Here is a 20,658-nt window from a genome sequence, read left to right on the forward strand (position 1 = left end):
GCATATCAGATGACAAATAAGTTATAGGATTCGGGGAGGGTAGCTTCTTGTTGAAGCAGTGGTGCAGTTACAGCCATGCCTCAATTTTGTATGTCTTTATGCTGTCGGCCTGACAGCGGTGTAGTGATACAAGATGAAATGATACTGGTGCTAACGTCTCAGAAATGGTTGAACTCTCAGTGCACCATCGAATGCATTCAACAGATTGATCGTCGGTTGAATTTGTCCGATGATCTGGTTCCAGCGTATTCCTTCGGCCCGGTCGACATAGATGACATCACGGGGTTGCAGTGGGAAACGGTCAGCCAGAAGCAGGGCATCAGGTGATTTTGCGTTCAGATGATAGATTTCCGGTTTACCCAGTCCTCCGCGGAAGACGAAGATTCTGGCAGGATCGGAGGTTTCCTGATCAAAGCCACCGGCTTCACTGAGTGCTTCAGTCAGTGTCATGCGTGCCTTATTCATTACCAGACTGCGTGACCGGCCGATAGCACCGCCAGCAACGAAATGATTGGTTTCTCCCAGTACGAAAACTTTGTTCAGTGAGCTGTCAGGCACATTCAGTACATCGCCGTGCCGGAGGAGAACATTTTGGGTAACATCTCCCCCTTCATACAGGCTAAGCAGGTTGATACTGTAGGTTTTGTCATCCCGGGTCAGGATGATATTGCGCAAATCCGCGTCAGAGTTTACGCCACCGGCATTGTTGATGGCCTCCAGTACCGTCAGGGGAATATCTCTGACCAGTTGAACGCCAGGTTGAGCAACTTCGCCTACTACGTAGACCCGCTGGCTGCGGTAGGACGCTACCCGCACATCGAGTTGTACAAATTCGATGTATTTTGAAAGTCTCCTGGTCAGTTCCTCGCGAATGTCCTCGACTGTTCGCCCGGCAGCCTGCACGATGCCGACATAAGGATAGAAAAATGTGCCATCTTCACCGACGACATTTCCGGCAGCCTCGGCAGAGCGGAATTCTCCGGCTGGGATGGTGAGTTCAGGATGATCCCAGACAGTGATATTGAGAATATCTCTCGGCCCCACCCGGTATTGGGTATAGGGCTCATTTTTCATGGGAGTACCCTTGATGGCGCTGGAGCCGATACGATAATCGAAGTAGTGATTGGCAACGTTATCAGGGGCGAGGCTGAAGTTTTTGTAATTTTTCTCGAGCTCGATGATCAGTTCAGCATTGATCGTCTGAATGTTGAGCTTTTCCAGAATGGCTTCGTCATTTTCTCGTGTTGGCATTTCCACACTGGATTGACGCGAGAACGGGCTCATATGCTGGCCCGGTATTATGGTACAGGCTGCAAGCTGGCAAAATACCAGCAGAATAAGACCGAATCTGGTAAATGCGATGATCATACTTGGAGGGGTCTGCTGGCCTTGGTTAAGGTGCACATCAACTCTGGGAGTCAAAGTATTTACGGGGTCAGGTACGCATTTCAGATAAATGGCAAGCTTTCATAATTTCGTTGCCCACTGTGCTGCGCCTTGTTCAATGAGTATCAGCGAGCGTATGAATTCTGATGAGTCTTTCCGGTACGGGTCGCTGATATCGATTTTTTCCCATTCTCCGAGGCGGAATACTTTTCCTTTTGCACTGGGTGTACGTGCTTCTATCGCAGCTTTTTGCCATGTTTCCATGACCAATATGAGATCGGCCCTGCGTATCATGTCGTCAGTCAATTGCCGGGCGCGATGGGTGGAAATATCGAGTCCTTTTTCGGCCATCAGTCGGCAGGCTGTAGGATCAGCTTCATAGTCTATCAATGCGCCTAAACCGGCAGAACTGACGAAATGATCCGTTTTTCCCGCTTGCACCAGTGTATGTTTTAGAACCGCTTCTGCCATAGGGCTTCTACATATATTACCTACACAAACAATTAATATATTGCGGAACAACCCTGATTTCCCATGTTAAGTCGAAACTATAAAATTTAGCAGGATCTTTCTCCGACCATGTCAAGTATGCATTATAGTATCAGAAATACAAAGCAGGTATGACGGTGTAATTGCTATGCCATTGAAAATATTATGATATGTTTTACCATCCTTTGATGGATTTGCATAGCCTTGAGAAGAGCCTGCTTTATTGTTTTATCCTTTGGTTGAATGCAGCGAATCCGGCAGTAATCTTGACTTTATATGCCCGTGGACTGCATTTGGTAGCATTTGGGACATAGCGGTAATATCCGGTATCAGCGCTGTTGCTATTGGCCGGAAGGCCGAGGTTTCGGTTGATTTTACCGGCGAGTTTTGTCCCAATGATTTTGTTTGGGAGTGATTGATTGAAAGTACTTATTACCGGTTCAGCCGGCTTTATTGGATCTACACTGGCGCTGCGGCTGCTTGAGCGTGGTGACACCGTTATCGGTATCGATAACCATAACGATTATTATGATCCCAAATTAAAGGAAGATCGCCTTGCCCGATTTGCTGATCACCCCGATTACACTCATTTGCGCCTGGATCTGGCGGATCGTGAAGGTATCAAAACCTGTTTTGAAACTTACAAGCCGCAACGGGTGGTGAATCTGGCAGCCCAGGCCGGGGTGCGCTATTCCATTGAAAACCCGCTTGCCTATATCGACAGCAACATCGTTGGTTTTGCTCATATTCTCGAAGGTTGCCGCCATAACGATGTCGAGCACCTGGTGTATGCCAGCAGCTCCAGTGTCTATGGTGCCAACACGATGATGCCATTCTCGGTACATCACAACATCGATCATCCACTCAGTCTCTATGCAGCCAGCAAGAAATCGAACGAGCTGATGGCACATACCTACAGCCATTTATATAATCTGCCGACTACCGGCTTGCGCTTTTTCACTGTCTATGGCCCCTGGGGACGCCCGGATATGGCGTTGTTCAAATTTACCAGAGCGATGCTGGCCGGAGAGAAAATTCCAGTCTTCAACTATGGCAAACATCGCAGAGATTTCACTTATGTCGATGACATTGTGGAAGGGGTCATTCGTGTGCTGGATCAGCCCGCTCGATCCAATCCAGCCTGGAGTGGAGCAAACCCGGATGCCGGCACCAGCCTGGCCCCCTGGCGTGTCTATAACATAGGTAACAACAGCCCGGTGGAGCTGATGGATTACATTGCTGCACTGGAAAAAGCGCTTGGCAAAAAAGCCGAGATGGAAATGCTGCCTTTGCAGCCCGGGGATGTACCGGATACTTATGCCGATGTTTCCGATCTCGTCGAACAATTTGATTACAAACCTGCTACTCCGGTTGAGCAAGGGATAGCCAACTTTGTGACGTGGTATCGCAATTACTTCAATCTGTAGGAGACGAAATGCAATTTCAGGACATCAGGCTTGCCGTTGTCGGGCTTGGCTATGTGGGCCTTCCACTGGCTGTCGAATTTGGCCGCAAGCGCTCTGTGGTCGGGTTCGATATTAATCAGCGCCGCATTGATGAACTCAAAAACGGAAACGACTTTACGCTGGAAACCACCCGGGAGGAGCTGGCAGCAGCAAAGTACCTGACGTACACTACGAACATCGATGATCTGCGTGACTGCAATTGCTATATTGTTACTGTTCCCACACCGATTGACGAACACAAACGTCCTGATCTCACTCCACTTATCAAAGCTTCTGAAACGGTTGGCAAGGTATTGAAGAAAGGTGACATTGTCATCTATGAATCCACGGTTTACCCCGGCTGTACCGAGGAAGATTGTGTGCCGGTACTGGAACGTGTATCCGGCCTGAAATTCAACCAGGACTTTTACTGTGGCTACAGTCCGGAGCGTATTAATCCTGGTGACAAGGAGCACCGCGTCACCACCATCAGGAAAGTGACATCCGGTTCCACTCCGGAAGTCGCTGATCTGGTGGACGGGTTGTATAACGAAATCATTACCGTCGGCACGCATAAAGCGGAAAGCATCAAGGTGGCTGAAGCTGCCAAAGTGATTGAAAACACCCAGCGTGATCTGAACATTGCCCTCATTAACGAACTGGCGTTGATTTTCAACAAGATGGGAATTGATACCGAAGCCGTACTCAAGGCAGCAGGCAGCAAATGGAATTTCCTGCCGTTCCGCCCCGGTCTGGTGGGTGGCCATTGCATCGGGGTTGATCCGTATTACCTGACTCATAAAGCCCAGGCGATCGGCTATCACCCGGAAATCATCCTTGCCGGTCGGCGGCTGAATGACAGCATGGGGACTTACGTCGTTGCCCAGCTGGTCAAGGCCATGACCAAAAAACGTATTCAGGTGGAAGGTGCCCGGGTACTGGTCATGGGCCTCGCTTTCAAGGAGAACTGCCCGGATCTGCGCAACACCCGCATCGTGGACATTGTGGCTGAACTCAAGGACTACAATTGTGTAGTAGATGTATACGATCCCTGGGTATCCCTCCAGGAAGCACAGCACGAATATGGCATTACACCAATCGGAACTCCCAAGCCCGACAGTTATGATGCCATCATTCTGGCTGTGGCACATCACCAATTCAAAGACATGGGTGCTTCTGCCATTCGCGCACTGGGTAAACCCGATGCCGTTCTGTATGACCTCAAGTATGTGCTTGACCCGCAGGGGGTGGATCTGAGGCTGTAATACCGTACTTGGGATTCAAAAACTACAAAGACGTATAAATAATTTGACACTCCCCAATTTTTTTGACCAGTAGAATTTTTATGTGCTGCGTTGGCTGATATTTCCAGAAAAAATAACGATCGACGCAGGTTGCTGGATAACCTGGTATCACTTGCAATAGTGCGAGGCCTGGATTATCTGGTGCCATTAATAACCCTGCCATATCTGGTGCGTGTGTTGGGCATAGAGGGTTTCGGGCTGGTCAACTATGCATTGTCTTTTGCTTTGTATTTTTCTGCAGTGATGCAATATGGTTTCACGATAACGGCAGTTAGAAAAATTGCGCAAAATCGTGATAATCCTGAAGAGATCGCTGTTATTTACAGCGAAACTATCACGGCTACGATGTTACTTATTGTGGCAAGTGCGCTGGTCTATTTCCCGATGGTGTTGTTCGTAAGCGATTTTTATCAGCATTTTTGGCTGTACGTATTTTCGTTTATTTTTATCTTTGCACAGGCTTTGTTTCCCCTCTGGTTTTTTCGAGGCATAGAGCGAATGCGGCAGAGTGCCATTATTAGCATCACATCGAAACTGTTGATGTTGTCTGGTATGTTTATCCTTATCAAGGATGAGTCAGATTATTATTTGGTTCCGGCATTAAATGCCGCGGCGATGGCTGGATGTGCAATTTTTTCTGCTTTCTGGATATCCAGCCAGTATAAAGTTTCGTACAAAATCCCCTCTCTGAAAAAAATAAAAGATGTGTACAGAGAAGGATGGGATATTTTTATTTCTCAGCTGGCACCCAATTTGTATAACAACTCTGCTTTTTTTCTCTTAGGAGTTTTTGCAGGACCGACAGCAGTCGGCTTTTTCAGTGCGGCGTCAAAAGTAATCGATGTATTCAATTCTGCCGGGATGATAGTTTCGAATGCATTTTTTCCCTATTTGGCCAGAAATAGAAATGTGATTCCGAAGTTTCATAAACTGATGCTGCTTATGGGTTTATTACTCATGATCCTTTGTTTTATTTTTTCTGATTTTATTACAACAATTTTGTTTGCTGATAAGGGTACTGGCATTGCTTATTATATTAAGCTCATGAGCTGCGGGATTTTAGCTTATTTCATGACTTTATCGTTTCATCATAACGGATTGGTACTGGCTGGGAAAGACAGGTATGTCCGATTGATTTCTGTATGGGTGTCTGTTCTCTTTTTTTTAATAGGGCTGGGTATTGTTCCAGTTTTTGGAATTTATGGCGCGATGATTATGCTGGTAGGAGCACGGATAATGATGGCTGTGTGGGGTTTGTTTTTTTACAAAAAGTATGCTGCAGATACTTTCTAGCCCTGGAGATTTGGTATGAAAGGAAAAATAGCTATACATGCACGCCCGGGAAGTTTCAGTGACCGTTGGATCGAGTATTGCCAACAAAAGAATATTCCCTACAAAACAGTTGATTGTCATTCGTCCGATATCATTGAAGAACTGGGTGATTGTTCGTTTCTGATGTGGAACTGGAACCAGACCTATGCCGAAGACATGTTGATCGCACGCGGTTTGATCAAAGCTGTGGAGTCGATGGGAATCCGGGTTTTCCCGAATTCTGAAACCTGTTGGCATTTTGACGACAAGGTAGCACAGAAATACCTGATGGAAGCTTTAGGGGTTCCCATGGTTAAGAGTTATGTTTTTCTTGATCGAGCCAGGGCGCTGGAGTGGGCCAGGAAAACGGAATATCCAAAGGTTTTTAAATTGAGAGGGGGGGCTGGAAGCAGCAATGTTTTTCTGGTGAACGATATAAACAAAGCAGAAAGGCTTATTAATAAAGCTTTTTCAACCGGTTTTCCACCGGTTTCACGCTGGAATGCCCTGAGTGAGCGCTGGTGGCAGTTTAAAAGAGACAAGACTTTTATTTCTTTTTTCAATATCTCCAGAGGGATCTTTCGTGCACTGATTAAGAACCCTACCCTTGAACGTTTGCCAGTTCAAAGAAATTATGCCTATTTCCAGGATTTTGTTCCTGATAACGATTCCGATATTCGTGTAATAGCCATAGGAAAAAGGGCATTTGGTATCAAAAGGATGGTACGTGAAGGGGATTTCAGAGCATCCGGAAGTGGAAAAATTCTGTATGACCCGGAATTGATTCCCGAAGCTTGTATCAGGATGACATTTGATCTGGCAAAAAAAACCAGATCGCAATCTCTTGTTCTGGACTTTATTTTTTCTGATGGTAGCCCGTTGGTTGTAGAGATGAGTTATGCATTTGCATCTCACGGTTATCTATCCTGTCCCGGTTACTGGAGAAATGACATGACGTGGGTAGAGGGAAGTTTCCATCCTGAAGATTTCATGGTGGATGATCTGATCGTGTCTTCGGTAGAGAGGAGCTGATGCATATCGCCATATACCTTCCATCTCTGCGTGGTGGTGGTGCTGAGCGGGCTATGGCTACACTGGCCAATGGTTTTGCCGATCGAGGGTTGAAGGTGGATCTGGTTCTGGTCCGTGCTGAGGGTCCTTATCTTTCTGAAGTTTCACCCGGCGTGTGTATCGTGGATTTGCAATCCAATCGGGTACTGACCAGTTTGCCTGGCTTGGTACGATACCTGCGTCGGGAGCGACCTCAAGCGATGCTATCCGCGCTCAATCATGCCAATGTGATTGCTGTCGTGGCGAGAATGCTGGCTGGAGTGCCTGTCCGTCTGGTAGTGAGCGAACGTAACAATGTTTCATTATCCGGCAGCTCTTCAAAAAATTTGCGTTCGCGTGTGGTGTTACACATGATGCGATGGGCCTATCGTAAAACAGATGGGGTGACGGCAGTATCCGGAGGTGTAGCGGATGATCTGGCAAATGCCATCAACCTGCCGCGTGATCGGATATCTGTAATTTTCAACCCGGTGGTAACACCAGAATTGATCGAAAAATCCAGGATGCCGCTGGAACATCCTTGGCTGGGAGAGGGTAAACCCCCTGTTATTCTGGGCGTAGGAAGGCTTACACCACAAAAAGATTTTTCTACTCTGATCCATGCTTTTGCCCAAGTACGTACTGTGCGTGACTGCCGTCTTGTAATCCTGGGAGAAGGAGAGTTGCGTGCGGAGCTGGAACAGCTGGTAGCGTCCCTTGGAGTACAGGATAGCGTCCAGCTTCCGGGGTTTGCTGATAACCCTTTCGCATGGATGAGCCGTGTGCGGTTGTTTGTGCTGTCTTCCAGATGGGAGGGGTTGCCAAATGTACTGATTCAGGCAATGGCTTGTGGCGCTGCTGTAGTGAGTACTGATTGCCCGAGTGGACCGGATGAGATTCTGGAGGGGGGGAAGTGGGGGAAGCTGGTTCCGGTAGGAGATGTGGAGGCACTGGCAGAAGCATTATCAGAAAACCTGCAAGTACTGGATGTGGTTAACAGTATAGAGCGCGCAATGTTTTTTAATGTTGAGAATGCGATTAATGCATATTTAAGACTGTTGATGCCAAGATAGCATTTAAAGATTACATTGGCTTAACTGAAATCAGTCTTAATAATTTTCTACTGTCGAATGATTGTTATAACAAGTGTTGCAGGTATTCTGATTTTTTTTGTTTCACTGGCATTGGCTGTTATGTGTGCACAGAGAAAGGAATATCCGCCACTGGTGTCTTGGTCGTTATTGGCAACAGGCTTGGTATATGGGCTGGGGTGGGTTACTGTCGTACATGCTGCCATATCCGGGACTGATTTTCTTGGAGCGGAAAGGATAACTTCTGATAAAGACTACTGGGTACTCTATAACTTATCTGTTTTATTTTCTATTTTCGGCATATTTCTAGGATGGAACATTTTAAGGCCGGTTGCTTCTCTTACTGCCAGGATATCATCACGGGTTTTTTTTCTTAGTTACAAAGAGCTGGTATTTATTGCATGGTTTATGCTTATTACCGCTTTTGTATTGAGATATTTGTATGTCAGTGCTTTTGGAGGTTTTTTTTCTTATCTTGAATATTCCAGGGCTATCAGGTCGGGAATTTTTGAGATAAATAATCCTTGGAGTTTCTTGCAGCCTTTTGGCCACCTGACTCTTTTTTCATCCTATATTTTTTGGGCTGTCAGAAGAGATGGCAATAAAACATTTTTCAATTTTGCAGGATTCTGGCTGGCATTTCTATTTTCAGTTTATGTCTTGTATTCGTGGTCTGGCAGGGCTGGCTTCGTTATTTATTTGTGTGTGTTTTTACTGGCTTTTATTTACCTTAAGCACTTTTCAGCCAAGACAGTTGTGATTGGCGGAATGGTCGGCAGTCTGGCTACTTTATATTTGCTATATATCATCAGCAATGTCTTTGAAATAAAGGGAGCTGATAACTTTTCATACTACGTGGTGAAAGAAATTTCTTTCCCTTTCGTGGGATTTTTTTCTCAGTTGGAACGAGGGGATTATTTATATCGAGGTTTTACTGATTTACTGTATTCACCACTGTATCTACTTCCTTCTTCCTGGACTACCGGTTTGATGGAAGGTGTGGAACAGATTAATACCCTGGTTATCTCAGGTGCAAAGAAAGGAGATTATGGTGTAACCGGGACGATTCCCGTTGATTTGATAACATTGGGGCTTATGCAGATACATGTTCCCGGAGTTTTTATAACAAGTATAGTATTTGGCGGATTTATAAAATTACTGCAGGTTTTTTTCAGCACCATAGAATCTGATTCATTGCGTTGTGTCTTTCTGGCTTATGCTGCTGTAAAAATTAGTTTTATTTCTATTTTTTATGCAAACCCATCTAATTTTGTCGCCTCTGTTTTTCCGATTTTATTATTAATACTATCAATCCTATTTTACAAGAGTTTAATGTTGGTATTGAGGCAGGGTATCAGATGAGTGGCATTTTTCACGTTATCTCTGGCCTCAACGACGGCGGTGCGGAGGCGGTTCTGTACCGTTTGTGCAGCAGTGATAAAGCAGCAGAACATTATGTCATTTCATTGATGGATGAGGGTAAATATGGTGCTTTGTTGCGTGAGGCCGGGGTGCAGGTATCTTGTCTGAGCATGCCACGGGGCAGGGTCACGTTAGGTGGCCTGTGGCGACTGTGGCGATTGCTGCGTCAGATTCGTCCGCAAGCAGTGCAGACGTGGATGTATCACGCTGATCTGGTTGGTGGAGTGATTGCCCGTCTGGCTGGAGTAAAACAAGTGTTTTGGGGAATCCACCATACCACGCTGCATGCTGGGCAATCCAGACGTTCTACAATTTGGGTCGCCAGATTATGTGCTCGTATCAGTTCCTGCCTGCCTTCAGCCATCATCTGCTGCGCGCAGAAAGCCCTGGAAGCACATCGTGAGCTGGGTTATGCAGCAGAAAAATTACGAGTGATTCCCAATGGTTACGATCTGGTTCGTTTTCGTGTCGATGAAGATGCGCGTGTACGGTTGCGTACAGAATGGAATACAGGTAGCCGCTGGCTGATCGGTATGGTAGGGCGGTTTGATCCACTGAAAGACCATAAAAATCTGCTGGATGCATTGGCGATTGTTAAGTACCGTGGCGTGGATTTTTGCTGTGTGTTGGCTGGCCGTGGCCTGGATCAGAATAATGCGCAGTTGATGGCCTGGCTGACAGAGCTGGATCTGGCTGGTGAAGTGAAGCTATTGGGGCAGCGCATGGATATACCTGATGTGATGAATGCGCTGGATGTGCATGTGCTATCCAGTTCCAGTGAAGCATTTCCCAATGTAGTAGCTGAAGCCATGGCCTGTGGAACACCAGTAGTAACGACGAATGTAGGTGATGCTGCTCTGATTGTTGGTGAGACCGGTTGGGTAGTCCCAGCCAGAAATCCGGGAATGCTTGCTGATGCTCTGTTGCAGGCGTATGTAGCCATGCATGATGAGGCGGCCTGGCAGGTGCGCTGTACTGCTGTGCGGCAGCGGGTGGAAGATCATTTCAGTCTGGAGCGCATGGTCGAAAATTATCATCTTGTCTGGCAAAATAAATTGTAGCTTGGATAAAAAAGTCATCATCGCACTCAATGCTGCATGGAATCTGGTGAATTTTCGTGCGAATCTGATTCGTGGTTTGGCCGCTGCGGGATATGAGGTGGTGGCAATTGCGCCGCCGGATGAGTATGCGCCACGATTGGCGGAGTTGGGCTGCCGCTATGTACCGCTATCGATGGATAATAAGGGGACGCACCCAGGGCGGGATCTACTGCTTTTCTGGCGTTTTCTGCAACTGTTGCGTAAAGAAAAACCGGCAGTCTATCTGGGGTATACGGTCAAACCGAATATTTATGGTTCACTGGCAGCTCATTTGCTGGGTGTACCGGTAATCAACAACATTGCCGGGCTGGGGGCGGTATTTATCCAGGAAGGGTGGCTGACCCGTCTGGTACAAAGATTGTATCGTGTGGCTTTATCACGCTCAGCAAAGGTATTTTTTCAGAATAATGTGGACAGAGCCCTGTTTGTTTCAAAAAATCTGGTATCGGATGTAGTTACTGATCGCTTGCCGGGTTCAGGTATCGATCTCAACCGTTTTGTACCCGTACCTCTGCCCGATAAGACCCCTTTACGCTTTCTGCTGATTGCGCGCATGTTGTGGGATAAGGGGGTGGGTGAATTTGTTGAGGCAGCGCGTATTCTGAAAAAACAGGGGGTGAATGCGGAATTTTGCCTGCTGGGTTTTCTGGATGTACAAAACCCGACAGCCATTTCACGCCAGCAGATGGATGAATGGATAGCAGAGGGAGTCATTCGCTATCTGGGAGTGAGTGATAACGTGGCGGAAGAAATTGCGCTGGCTGATTGTGTTGTCTTGCCTTCCTATCGGGAGGGTATTCCCCGTACTCTGCTCGAAGCAGCAGCGATGGCGCGTCCCATCGTAGCAGCGGATGCTGTCGGTTGCCATGATGTCGTCGATGACAGTATCAATGGTTATTTGTGCAGACCGCGGGATGCTACTGATCTTGCTGATAAAATTTCCAGAATAGTTGCGTTATCTTATATTGAGCGTACAGCTATGGGATTGCACGGCAGAGAAAAGATGGAGCGAGAATTTGATGAGCGGATCGTGATCGATAAATATCTGCGGGCGATCGAGGCAATACTAAACCGTCCGGCATCGCTGCCATCAGAGCAATCCTGATTTTAAGCAGCTGGGGGTTAGTATGGCTTTTCAGGCCAAGTCACTTTGCACTGAAAAGCCATTACGATAAATTCCTTTTTATATACCTGTCCAGTTTGTGATTCAGGCAGGCAAGGCTGCAGGGGTTTTGCGCCTTTGTGCTGCGCCCATCCCTAAAATCCCCAGACCGATCAACGCAATCGTTGCTGGCTCTGGTATCGCACTGAGCGCTACTTTGAGTGAAAAATTGACGGGTATGGCGGGAAGATTTTGTCCGAATAAAAGTTGCGAGATCCCGTTTAAGTCATCTCCGGACCAGGCTTCGAATGTGCCGGTAGCATAGGCGGGTGTAGATCCGGGGCCAAGCGTAAGATTGCTCAGTGTGTAATTCCATGAAGCTTCAACCGTTGTTCCTGGTGGCGTTGGTATTGTTGCTGTGAAGGAACCCTTTGTATTGGCCAGTACCGCGTTTACGAAATCGCTGGCTGTTTTCCATAACGGATCAGATGTTAAATCAGCCAGCGTGGCAAATGTTTGTGATCGTGTATCGTTAAATGGAGCAGCTATATTGTTGGGATCCACTGCACGCAAGGAAACGGACGCTTGATAAGCATAGGTTGCCGGGTTACTGATCCCGGAAAGGGTGTTGTTAAATGTAAAAGACCCGGTGGCATATTCTTTAGCTCCGACAGCATCTAGTGAGCCTTCGCTTATTCCACAATCTGTCACACCACTGGTGCTATAGGAAAAACAACCACCAGTTATGTCCAGTACCATCGAGCCAGCTACACCAGCCTGGGCGGGTGTTATTGACAGTCCTAAAATGATCCCTGTTATCGTAACACCATATTTGATCCCGGATTTAAAGTCCATCTCTTGTAGTCTCCTGAATGATGAATGACCGTTTCTGATGATAGGTGGCTACACTCGGCCTTTTCTCCATACTTGGATGATAATTGCATGGAGTATATGACAATATACTTTCAGGGAATGTAGCTAATGCTTTATACCATAAAGTAAATTTTATGGACACCTTGTGCCGGCTCTTGGGTTGCAGTCAGAGTTCCGGTTGCCTGGAAAATACTTATCGCTGCATCAATAGCGAGTAAATGGACAGATATGCCAAAGCACTGGATCGCCAGCTGAAATCCTTGCGCATGCCATTGTGCTGCAGGGTTTTCCATAACCTAGTGTTGTAATAGGCATCAATTGCCCGTCCGATTCCGTTCATGAATGCATCTGCGGTCATTTCGTGAAAATGGAATCCGCTTGCAGATTCGCCGGCTGGAGTATCAGGGGCCAGATCAGTCACTGTATCGATCAGTCCGCCGGTTGTATGGACGATGGGCGGAGTACCGTAGCGCTGGCTGTACATCTGGTTCAATCCGCACGGTTCAAAGCGGGAAGGCATCAGAAAGCAGTCCGCACTGGCATTGATCCGATGCGAGAGCGCTTCGTCGTAGTCGATGCGGACGGCAATTCTGGCAGGGTTGGTTTGTGCAAGCATAACGAGTTGTTTTTCCAGAGATTGATCTCCCTTTCCCAGCAATACCAGTTGAGCAGGGAGATCTGCCAGCATGGGTGCGACCTGCAACAGAATATCGTAGCCTTTCTGGTAACTGAGACGGCTGATTCCGGCAAACAGCGGAATCGTTTCGTTTTCTTCCAGCCCCATCTCCCGTTGCAGAGCGAGCTTGTTAATTTTTTTTGCTGCCAGGTTGCGGCTTGAATATTTTTTTACGATGTGCGGATCGGTTGCCGGATTCCAGACGGTGTTATCGATCCCGTTGATGATTCCGGTGATGGCGTTGCTGCGTTCGGCCAGTAATCCCTGTAAACCGAATCCCAGCGGCTCATGCTGGATTTCCCGGGCGTAAGTAGGGCTGACCGTAGTAATCCGGGTTGCATAGTAGATTCCCGCCTTGAGGAACGATAGATTGCCGTAGTATTCGACGCCATGCACGCTGAAGCTTTCGGGTGGCAATCCCAGCCTGGCTACTTCATCGGGTGGAAAGCAGCCCTGAAAAGCAAGGTTGTGCAGTGTCATCAGGCTGGCTGCTTTCTTCCCGGAGTGGTAGTGGAGATAAGCAGGTGTGAGCCCGCTTTGCCAGTCATTGCAATGGATGATATCCGGTATCCAGGAGAGCGGGCTGGCATCACTGGCGAGGAGTGCACCCATTTTTGACAGCAGGCCGAAGCGTTGTGCGTTATCCGGCCAGTCCTGCCCGTCGTCATCCAGATAGATGCCGCCTGGTCGCTGATAGAGTTCCGGGCAGTGGATCACATATAAGGGCAGACTGACGGATTCATTGATCTGTAACCGGGAGGAAAATAATGTGGTTGGAGGGAAGTGCGGCAGGAGATCGAATTCTGCCAGCTTACGTTTGTATTTGAGCCCGGATAGTACTGACGGGTAGCCGGGTACGAGTAAGCGTACATCTGCCTTCAGTTCACGCAGCGCGGCAGGTAATGCGGCACTGACATCACCCAGCCCTCCGGTTTTGCATAACGGAAATACTTCGGAAGTGACAAACAACACCCGTGGATTTTTGCGGGAAGGAGATGAAGACATGGTTTTCAGATTGGTCCCGTTTCTTTATTGCTGTGCTCTGTAAAAATTGATCAGGCCGTTGGTGGACGCATCGTGTCCGGTTACCGGTTTATCCAGGGCCAATTCAGCCAGAATCTTGCCGGCCAGTTGTTTGCCGAGCTCTACTCCCCACTGATCGAACGGATTGATTTCCCAGATGACACTTTGTACAAATACTTTGTGTTCGTACAGTGCGATCAGCATACCCAGCGTTGCCGGATCGAGTTTTTTGAACAGGATCGAGGTCGTGGCGTGGTTGCCCGGGAAAACACGGTGAGGAAGCAGGTGTTCCACAAGATCAGCGGATAAATTCTGGTTTGCCAGCTCGGACCGGACTTCCTGTTCAGTTTTTCCGCGCATGAGTGCTTCGGTTTGTGCGAAAAAATTCGCCAGCAGCATGGGATGATGCTCGGATAACGGGTGATGGCAGCGGCACGGTGCCAGAAAATCGGCAGTGAACTTTTGTGTACCCTGATGCAGCAGTTGATAAAAGGCATGCTGGCCATTGGTGCCGGGCTCGCCCCAGATGATTATGCCTGTACTGTAATCGACAGCTTCTCCGTTCCGGGTGACACGCTTGCCGTTGCTTTCCATCTCCAGTTGTTGCAGATAAGCCGGAAAACGATGCATGGACTGATCGTAAGGCAGGATGGCCTGGCTGGTGATATGAAAGAAATTGATCTGCCAGATACCAATCAGGCCCAATATGACTGGCAGATTCTGCTCGAAGGGAGCAGTCAGAAAATGATCATCCATTGCTTGCGCACCAGCCAGCAGTGAGTGGAAATGTTCCATTCCCACTGCCAGCGCAATCGGCAGGCCGATGGCTGACCATAACGAATAGCGCCCGCCTACCCAATCCCAGAATTCAAACATATTGTCCGGATCGATCCCGAACTGGCTGACTGCCTCACGGTTGGTAGAAACGGCGACGAAGTGTGCTGCAATATCCTGTTTACTGCCTCCTCCTGCCAGAAACCATTTCCGGGCGGAATGGGCATTGGCCAGGGTTTCCTGGGTAGTGAATGTTTTGGAAGCGATGACGAACAGAGTGGTGGCAGGATTGATGTGCTGCAGCGTGTCAGAAAGATGAGCGCCGTCGAGGTTGGAAACGAAATGAGTCCGGAGCTGCGGCAAGTGGTACGGCTTGAGTGCTTCGGTCACCATGACCGGCCCCAGATCAGAGCCTCCTATCCCGATATTGACGACATCGGTAATCGGCAGGCCGGAGTAACCCCGGTGCGACTGGTTGTGGATTTTCTGGACAAACTGTTCGATTTGCCGCAATACCCGTCTGACCTCCTGAGTGACATCCACGCCATCCATGAAAACCGGTGAATTGGCACGCAAGGCAATGTGCAGTGCCGCCCGGCTCTCGGTGAAATTGATTTTTTCACCATTAGCCATGCGGCCAAGCCAGTCTACCAGCTTTTGCTGTTCCGCCAGTGCCAGCAGAAGACGGATGGTCGTTGCATCGACAGGTTGCTTGCTGTAGTCGAGCAGCAGATCTTTGAATTGCAGTGAGAATTTGTCGAATCGTTGCGGATCTTCATCAAACAGCGTGCGCAGAGGGCGGTTGGCAATTTCCGTCTGATGTGCACTCAGAGCCAGCCAGGCAGGGGATCGGGTCAGTGTGGACATATCTGTTCTCCATAGGGTAGGCAGCCGGATCAGAGTTTTTCAAAAATTGCGGCGATTCCCTGTCCGCCACCGATGCACAAAGTGACCAGTGCATAGCGGCCGTTTATACGCTGCAGCTCGTAAATGGCTTTGATTGTCAGTATACAACCGGATGCACCAATGGGATGCCCCAGTGCCACGGCGCCCCCGTTTGGATTGACTTTGTCCGGGTCGAAATTCAGTTCCCGGGCGACTGCATACGCCTGGACAGCAAACGCCTCATTGGATTCGATGACATCCATCTCAGCCAGATCGAGCCTGGCCCGGTTCAGTGCCTGTTTGACTGCGGGCACGGGGCCGATTCCCATGTAGCGCGGATTGACTCCGGCGTGGCCATAAGCGACCAGACGTGCCATCGGTTGATGATGATTCCGTTCGGCTGCGCGTTCCTCCATCAGCACCAGTGCGGCAGCACCATCATTGATGCCGGATGCGTTACCGGCCGTGACTGTGCCGTCTTCCCGGAAAACAGGGCGCAGTTTACCCAGCGTTTCCATACTGATGTTGTCGCGCGGGTGCTGGTCTGTATCGAACATCGCTACACCTTCGCGGGTGGAAACTTCAACCGGTACGATCTGCTCGCGGAAATAGCCGTTGTGAACAGCGTGAATGGCGCGCCGATGACTTTCCAGTGCGAATCGATCCTGCTGCTCGCGGGTAATGCTCCATCTTTCAGCAATGTTTTCTGCAGTGATTCCCATGTGTACCCGGTCAAACGGATCGGTCAGTGCGCCCACCATCATATCGACTGCGGTACTGTCTTGCATACGTTGTCCCCAGCGCAGTGCGGGAAGAAGATATCCTCCTCGACTCATCGACTCGGCTCCAGCAGCGATAGCCACTTCCGTATCTCCCAGCATCACGGCCTGCGCAGCTGAAATGATGGCCTGCAATCCACTGCCGCAAACACGATTCAGGGTAAGCGCCGCTACACTCTGCGGCAGGCCGGCTTCCAGCGCCGCCACGCGCGCCAGATACATATCCTGCGCTTCAGTGGGGATAACGTGCCCGGCGACGAGGTGCCCAATCTTGTCAGAATCGACACTGGCGCGAGTGATTGCTTCCCTGATCGCTATGGCTGCCAGCGTGGCAGGCGCCAGATCCTTCAGCGCGCCGCCGTAATCACCGATCGCGGTTCTTGCGCCACTGAGAACGACGACATTTCTCATTCAGATGCGGTTACAGCACGTAGCGAGCCAGATCTTCGCTTTGTGAAAGCTTGCCAAGGCGTTCGTCGACATACACAGCATCGATGACATGCGTGCTTCCGCTGTAGCGGGTGGCATTGAATGAAATGTCTTCCAGCAATTTTTCCATCACGGTGTGCAGCCTTCTGGCACCGATATTCTCGGTTCTTTCATTGACTGAGAAGGCAATTTCAGCCAGCCGTCCGATGGCATCTTCTGAAAAATTCAGTTCGATACCCTCTGTTTTCAGTAATGCCTGATATTGGCGGATGAGGCAGGCATCCGTGTTGGTGAGTATCTGTTTGAAATCTTCGGCACTGAGACTTTCCAGCTCCACTCGGATGGGAAAGCGGCCTTGCAGTTCGGGAATCAGATCCGACGGCTTGGCCAGGTGAAAAGCGCCACTGGCGATGAACAGGATATGATCAGTGCGGATCATGCCGTATTTTGTAGATATTGTTGTTCCTTCCACCAGTGGCAGCAAATCCCGCTGAACGCCCTGGCGGGAAACATCGGAGCCAGAGACTTCTGAACGGCTGGTGATTTTGTCGATTTCATCGAGAAACACGATGCCATTTTGTTCGACATTCTGCACCGCACCCAGCTTCAATTCTTCATCGTTGACCAGGCGGGCGGCTTCTTCTTCGGTCAACAGTTTTCTGGCTTCACGGATACGCAGCTTGCGCATCTTTCTTTTACCAGAACCCATGTTCTGGAACATACCCTGAATCTGGGAAGTCAGCTCTTCCATTCCAGGAGGGGCGAAAATTTCCATGCTGGTTTGTGCCATGGCGACTTCGATTTCGATTTCCTTGTCGTCCAGTTCACCCTCACGTAATTTTTTGCGGAACTTCTGGCGGGTCGCGTTGCTTTCTTCGCTGGGGCTGGCCTCAAAACCCAGGTCGCGGGCAGGTGGCAGCAATGCGTCGAGTATCCGTTCCTCTGCACGGTCTTCAGCCAGTGGTTGATTTTTTCTGATTTCACGCTCGCGTGCCTGCTTGATGGCCGATTCCACCAGATCACGGATAATGGAATCGACATCCCGTCCGACATAGCCTACTTCGGTAAATTTGGTTGCCTCGATCTTGATGAAGGGAGCATTGGCCAGCCTGGCCAGTCGCCTGGCGATTTCAGTCTTGCCCACGCCCGTCGGGCCGATCATCAGAATATTCTTGGGAGTGATTTCATGGCGCAGAGGCTCATCCACTTGCTGCCGGCGCCAGCGGTTTCTCAGTGCGATTGCGACAGCGCGTTTGGCTGTGTCCTGTCCGATGATGTGTTTGTCCAGTTCGTGGACAATTTCCTGCGGGGTCATATACGACATGATGGGGTTTTCCTGATATGGAATGATTTCTGTTTAATCGAGCTGTTCGATGACATGCACCTGATTGGTATAGATGCAGATATCCCCGGCGATCGTAAGCGCCTTGGTAACGATCTCCTTGGGGTTCAGATCGGTATTTTCCAGCAGGGCACGTGCCGCCGCCTGAGCATAGGCTCCACCGCTACCGATGGCTGCAATTCCCTGTTCCGGCTCGATCACATCTCCTGCGCCCGTGATGATCAGCGTGGCTTCATGATCGGCTACCACCAGCATGGCTTCCAGACGGCGCAGGATACGATCGGTGCGCCAGTCTTTGGCAAGTTCAACCGCGGATCGCATGAGATGTCCCTGATGTTTTTCCAGTTTGGCTTCGAAGCGCTCAAACAGTGTGAAGGCATCCGCCGTGCCGCCCGCAAATCCAGCCAGCACCTTGTCGTGATAAAGCCTGCGTACTTTGCGTGCGCTGGCCTTGGCGACGACAGCGCCGAGTGTTACCTGGCCATCACCGCCCAATGCTACCTGTCGTCCGCGTCGGACTGATACTATCGTGGTCATATTTTGTATTTACAACGAAAACCCTGATTATAGCGCCGTTTTGCAATAGGATTCAGGTGACGGGTTGGCCGACTGACATCTTCTGTTTTTCTTTACGTACTACGATTTTACACTTTCAGATATCCGCAGTTTTTAGGTGGCGTTTATCATGAAACCAGGGGAATATATCTATAACCATAATACAAAGCGCGTGGAAAACATCTGCAGCTCGTTGGGCATATATAGCAGAAGGAGATCGTGTTCCCAGGGATCAGACATGACACCGAACCCGTGTGGCACTTTTGCTTATCCGCTGAACTTAAGGAACCTCTGATTAAGTCTCATATGGCCCGCACACTGTGTTTTGCGGATGGAATGCAAGGGTGAGTGAGGCAGTGATGGCTGATCCCTTCACAATGAGCTCAACGCTGCTTGTTAGCTTAATCGTTAGCCGTTCTCGTATTTCAGTGAAACCTGTAATCCGTCTTAATCATGGAGAAACGTTATGAGTAAGAAGATACTTGTTGTCTTAACCAGTGTTGAAAAATATCCGGAGATGGATCGTGCCACAGGTTTGTGGCTGGGAGAGGCTGTTCATTTTGTCAGGAAAGTCGAAGCAGCCGGGTATGAAGTCGACTATGTCAGCCCTCAAGGCGGCTATACACCGATTGATCCGCACAGCCTGGCAATGGCTGAGCCAATTGACTGGGAGTGGTACCAGAAGAAGGAATTCATGAATCGCCTTGGCAAGACTATGAAGGCAAGTGAAGTCAATCCAGATGACTATATTGCAATCTACTATGCTGGTGGCCATGGTGTTATCTGGGATTTTCCCGACAATGAAGAATTGCAATCTATCAGCCGGAAGATCTACGAAAATGGAGGGATTGTCTCTTCAGTTTGTCATGGCGCAGCCGGCCTGCTGAACATAAAGCTTTCGAATGGCAGCCTGCTGGTGAAAGGCAAGGAACTAACCGGTTTTTCCAATGAGGAAGAAAAACTTGCTGAGCTGGATAAATTTGTGCCTTTTCTGACTGAAACAGAGTTACTTGCGCGTGGCGCTATCTATAAAAAAGCTGATGAGCCGTGGGTCTCCTTTGCCGTTGAAGATAACAGACTTATCACTGGGCAGAATCCGGCTTCTGGTGGGGCTGTCGCTGATTTGCTGATAAAGGCTCTCAAGAATGAGCCCCGGCATTTACTCAGGTAATGCCAATTCGCGGCATGGTTTATTCAAACATCAGGTTCTTGTGCGGGAGAATTCGGTGATTAACCTTCACGCAAGTGATCTTCGTCCCTTTATTCCATCTCAGGATTTTGTGTTATCCAGGAATTTTTACTCGGCATTGGGTTGTGAGTTGGAATGGTCAGATGACAATCTGGCGCTGTTCAACCTTGCAGAGTCAAGATTTTACCTGCAGCGTTACTATGTAAAAGAATGGGCTGAAAACAGCATGTTTCACATATCGGTGCAGGATGCGGCCAATTGTTTTACTGACATTACGGGGCTCATAGAATCTGGCCGTTTTCCTTCTGTCCGTGTGGCTCCGCCGAAGCGGGAATCTTATGGTGCATTGGTTACTTATGTCTGGGATCCATCGGGCGTTCTGCTGCATCTGGCTCAATGGGACGAAGGCTAATTGTTCATTCAGGTCGATGCT

General features: G+C 49.0%; 18 protein-coding genes. 10 read left to right on the plus strand and 8 right to left on the minus strand.

The genetic code is table 11. The features are described 5' to 3' along the window. Window positions 1-150: 150 nt before the first annotated feature. Window positions 151-1,368: a polysaccharide export protein gene (locus tag HRU73_RS13085; RefSeq protein WP_011112766.1), complete on the minus strand. Its 1,218-nt coding sequence runs from the start codon at window positions 1,366-1,368 to the stop codon at window positions 151-153. 99 nt (window positions 1,369-1,467) lie between these two features. Next, on the minus strand, window positions 1,468-1,908 hold the full coding sequence (locus HRU73_RS13090) for a low molecular weight protein-tyrosine-phosphatase (protein WP_041356860.1): 441 nt from the start codon (window positions 1,906-1,908) through the stop codon (window positions 1,468-1,470). 386 nt (window positions 1,909-2,294) lie between these two features. Here HRU73_RS13090 and HRU73_RS13095 point away from each other — a divergent pair, with 386 nt between their 5' ends. The 8 genes from HRU73_RS13095 to HRU73_RS13130 all read left to right on the plus strand — a co-directional run bounded on the left by HRU73_RS13095 (window position 2,295) and on the right by HRU73_RS13130 (window position 11,703). Further along, complete coding sequence (locus HRU73_RS13095; RefSeq protein WP_011112764.1) at window positions 2,295-3,302, plus strand: NAD-dependent epimerase; 1,008 nt, start codon at window positions 2,295-2,297, stop codon at window positions 3,300-3,302. Between the two features lie 8 nt (window positions 3,303-3,310). Next, window positions 3,311-4,585, plus strand: a complete 1,275-nt coding sequence (gene tviB / locus HRU73_RS13100) for a Vi polysaccharide biosynthesis UDP-N-acetylglucosamine C-6 dehydrogenase TviB (protein WP_287398919.1) — start codon at window positions 3,311-3,313, stop codon at window positions 4,583-4,585. Window positions 4,586-4,714: 129 nt separating this feature from the next. Next, window positions 4,715-5,917 carry an oligosaccharide flippase family protein gene (locus HRU73_RS13105; protein ID WP_287400086.1) on the plus strand — a complete coding sequence of 401 codons (1,203 nt, stop codon included), beginning with the start codon at window positions 4,715-4,717 and terminating at the stop codon, window positions 5,915-5,917. A 15-nt stretch (window positions 5,918-5,932) separates the two neighbouring features. Continuing rightward, window positions 5,933-6,967, plus strand: coding sequence for an ATP-grasp domain-containing protein (locus tag HRU73_RS13110; protein ID WP_287398920.1), 1,035 nt, complete (start codon window positions 5,933-5,935; stop codon window positions 6,965-6,967). Beyond that, the gene (locus HRU73_RS13115) at window positions 6,967-8,058 is read left to right on the plus strand and encodes a glycosyltransferase (protein ID WP_287398921.1); all 1,092 of its coding nucleotides are present in this window, start codon (window positions 6,967-6,969) and stop codon (window positions 8,056-8,058) included. The genes HRU73_RS13110 and HRU73_RS13115 overlap by 1 nt, the downstream gene beginning before the upstream one ends. 57 nt (window positions 8,059-8,115) lie before the next feature. Next, complete coding sequence (locus tag HRU73_RS13120; RefSeq protein ID WP_287398922.1) at window positions 8,116-9,438, plus strand: hypothetical protein; 1,323 nt, start codon at window positions 8,116-8,118, stop codon at window positions 9,436-9,438. Beyond that, window positions 9,435-10,559, plus strand: a complete 1,125-nt coding sequence (locus HRU73_RS13125; RefSeq protein ID WP_287398923.1) for a glycosyltransferase family 4 protein — start codon at window positions 9,435-9,437, stop codon at window positions 10,557-10,559. Before HRU73_RS13120 ends, HRU73_RS13125 begins: the two co-directional genes overlap by 4 nt. Window position 10,560: 1 nt before the next feature. Then, window positions 10,561-11,703 carry a glycosyltransferase family 4 protein gene (locus HRU73_RS13130; RefSeq protein WP_287398924.1) on the plus strand — a complete coding sequence of 381 codons (1,143 nt, stop codon included), beginning with the start codon at window positions 10,561-10,563 and terminating at the stop codon, window positions 11,701-11,703. Between the two features lie 102 nt (window positions 11,704-11,805). Here the strand turns inward: HRU73_RS13130 and HRU73_RS13135 are convergent, their stop codons facing one another. The 6 genes from HRU73_RS13135 to hslV all read right to left on the minus strand — a co-directional run bounded on the left by HRU73_RS13135 (window position 11,806) and on the right by hslV (window position 19,018). Beyond that, entirely contained in the window at window positions 11,806-12,555 is a 750-nt protein-coding gene (locus HRU73_RS13135) for a PEP-CTERM sorting domain-containing protein (RefSeq protein WP_287398925.1), read from the minus strand. A 211-nt stretch (window positions 12,556-12,766) separates the two neighbouring features. Then, window positions 12,767-14,254 carry a glycogen synthase GlgA gene (gene glgA / locus HRU73_RS13140; RefSeq protein ID WP_011112755.1) on the minus strand — a complete coding sequence of 496 codons (1,488 nt, stop codon included), beginning with the start codon at window positions 14,252-14,254 and terminating at the stop codon, window positions 12,767-12,769. Window positions 14,255-14,278: 24 nt separating this feature from the next. Further along, the gene (gene pgi / locus HRU73_RS13145; protein WP_011112754.1) at window positions 14,279-15,913 is read right to left on the minus strand and encodes a glucose-6-phosphate isomerase; all 1,635 of its coding nucleotides are present in this window, start codon (window positions 15,911-15,913) and stop codon (window positions 14,279-14,281) included. A gap of 29 nt (window positions 15,914-15,942) precedes the next feature. Further along, window positions 15,943-17,121 (minus strand): acetyl-CoA C-acyltransferase family protein, encoded by a 1,179-nt coding sequence (locus HRU73_RS13150; RefSeq protein WP_287398926.1) that lies wholly within the window; start codon window positions 17,119-17,121, stop codon window positions 15,943-15,945. A 10-nt stretch (window positions 17,122-17,131) separates the two neighbouring features. Beyond that, window positions 17,132-18,463, minus strand: a complete 1,332-nt coding sequence (hslU, locus tag HRU73_RS13155; RefSeq protein ID WP_281871316.1) for an ATP-dependent protease ATPase subunit HslU — start codon at window positions 18,461-18,463, stop codon at window positions 17,132-17,134. A 33-nt stretch (window positions 18,464-18,496) separates the two neighbouring features. Beyond that, a complete protein-coding gene (gene hslV, locus HRU73_RS13160) occupies window positions 18,497-19,018 on the minus strand; it encodes an ATP-dependent protease subunit HslV (protein ID WP_287398927.1) in 522 nt (173 codons plus the stop codon). A 484-nt stretch (window positions 19,019-19,502) separates the two neighbouring features. Between hslV and HRU73_RS13165 the strand changes: the two genes are divergently transcribed. Both HRU73_RS13165 and HRU73_RS13170 read left to right on the plus strand, forming a co-directional pair. Beyond that, a complete protein-coding gene (locus HRU73_RS13165) occupies window positions 19,503-20,207 on the plus strand; it encodes a type 1 glutamine amidotransferase domain-containing protein (RefSeq protein WP_287398928.1) in 705 nt (234 codons plus the stop codon). Further along, window positions 20,182-20,637, plus strand: a complete 456-nt coding sequence (locus tag HRU73_RS13170) for a VOC family protein (protein WP_287398929.1) — start codon at window positions 20,182-20,184, stop codon at window positions 20,635-20,637. Before HRU73_RS13165 ends, HRU73_RS13170 begins: the two co-directional genes overlap by 26 nt. The last annotated feature ends 21 nt before the right edge of the window (window positions 20,638-20,658 follow it).

The sequence above is a fragment of the Nitrosomonas sp. H1_AOB3 genome (assembly GCF_015709435.1).
GTDB classification, from domain to species: domain Bacteria; phylum Pseudomonadota; class Gammaproteobacteria; order Burkholderiales; family Nitrosomonadaceae; genus Nitrosomonas; species Nitrosomonas europaea.

What these genes read in the sequence shown, in the direction of transcription:
- HRU73_RS13085 (WP_011112766.1), bottom strand. Translation starts at nt 1,368, where the DNA reads ATGATCATCGCATTTACCAGATTCGGTCTTATTCTGCTGGTATTTTGC.
- tviB (WP_287398919.1), top strand. Translation starts at nt 3,311, where the DNA reads ATGCAATTTCAGGACATCAGGCTTGCCGTTGTCGGGCTTGGCTATGTG.
- HRU73_RS13110 (WP_287398920.1), top strand. Translation starts at nt 5,933, where the DNA reads ATGAAAGGAAAAATAGCTATACATGCACGCCCGGGAAGTTTCAGTGAC.
- HRU73_RS13115 (WP_287398921.1), top strand. Translation starts at nt 6,967, where the DNA reads ATGCATATCGCCATATACCTTCCATCTCTGCGTGGTGGTGGTGCTGAG.
- HRU73_RS13120 (WP_287398922.1), top strand. Translation starts at nt 8,116, where the DNA reads ATGATTGTTATAACAAGTGTTGCAGGTATTCTGATTTTTTTTGTTTCA.
- HRU73_RS13125 (WP_287398923.1), top strand. Translation starts at nt 9,435, where the DNA reads ATGAGTGGCATTTTTCACGTTATCTCTGGCCTCAACGACGGCGGTGCG.
- HRU73_RS13135 (WP_287398925.1), bottom strand. Translation starts at nt 12,555, where the DNA reads ATGGACTTTAAATCCGGGATCAAATATGGTGTTACGATAACAGGGATC.
- glgA (WP_011112755.1), bottom strand. Translation starts at nt 14,254, where the DNA reads ATGTCTTCATCTCCTTCCCGCAAAAATCCACGGGTGTTGTTTGTCACT.
- pgi (WP_011112754.1), bottom strand. Translation starts at nt 15,913, where the DNA reads ATGTCCACACTGACCCGATCCCCTGCCTGGCTGGCTCTGAGTGCACAT.
- HRU73_RS13150 (WP_287398926.1), bottom strand. Translation starts at nt 17,121, where the DNA reads ATGAGAAATGTCGTCGTTCTCAGTGGCGCAAGAACCGCGATCGGTGAT.
- hslU (WP_281871316.1), bottom strand. Translation starts at nt 18,463, where the DNA reads ATGTCGTATATGACCCCGCAGGAAATTGTCCACGAACTGGACAAACAC.
- hslV (WP_287398927.1), bottom strand. Translation starts at nt 19,018, where the DNA reads ATGACCACGATAGTATCAGTCCGACGCGGACGACAGGTAGCATTGGGC.
- HRU73_RS13165 (WP_287398928.1), top strand. Translation starts at nt 19,503, where the DNA reads ATGAGTAAGAAGATACTTGTTGTCTTAACCAGTGTTGAAAAATATCCG.
- HRU73_RS13170 (WP_287398929.1), top strand. Translation starts at nt 20,182, where the DNA reads ATGAGCCCCGGCATTTACTCAGGTAATGCCAATTCGCGGCATGGTTTA.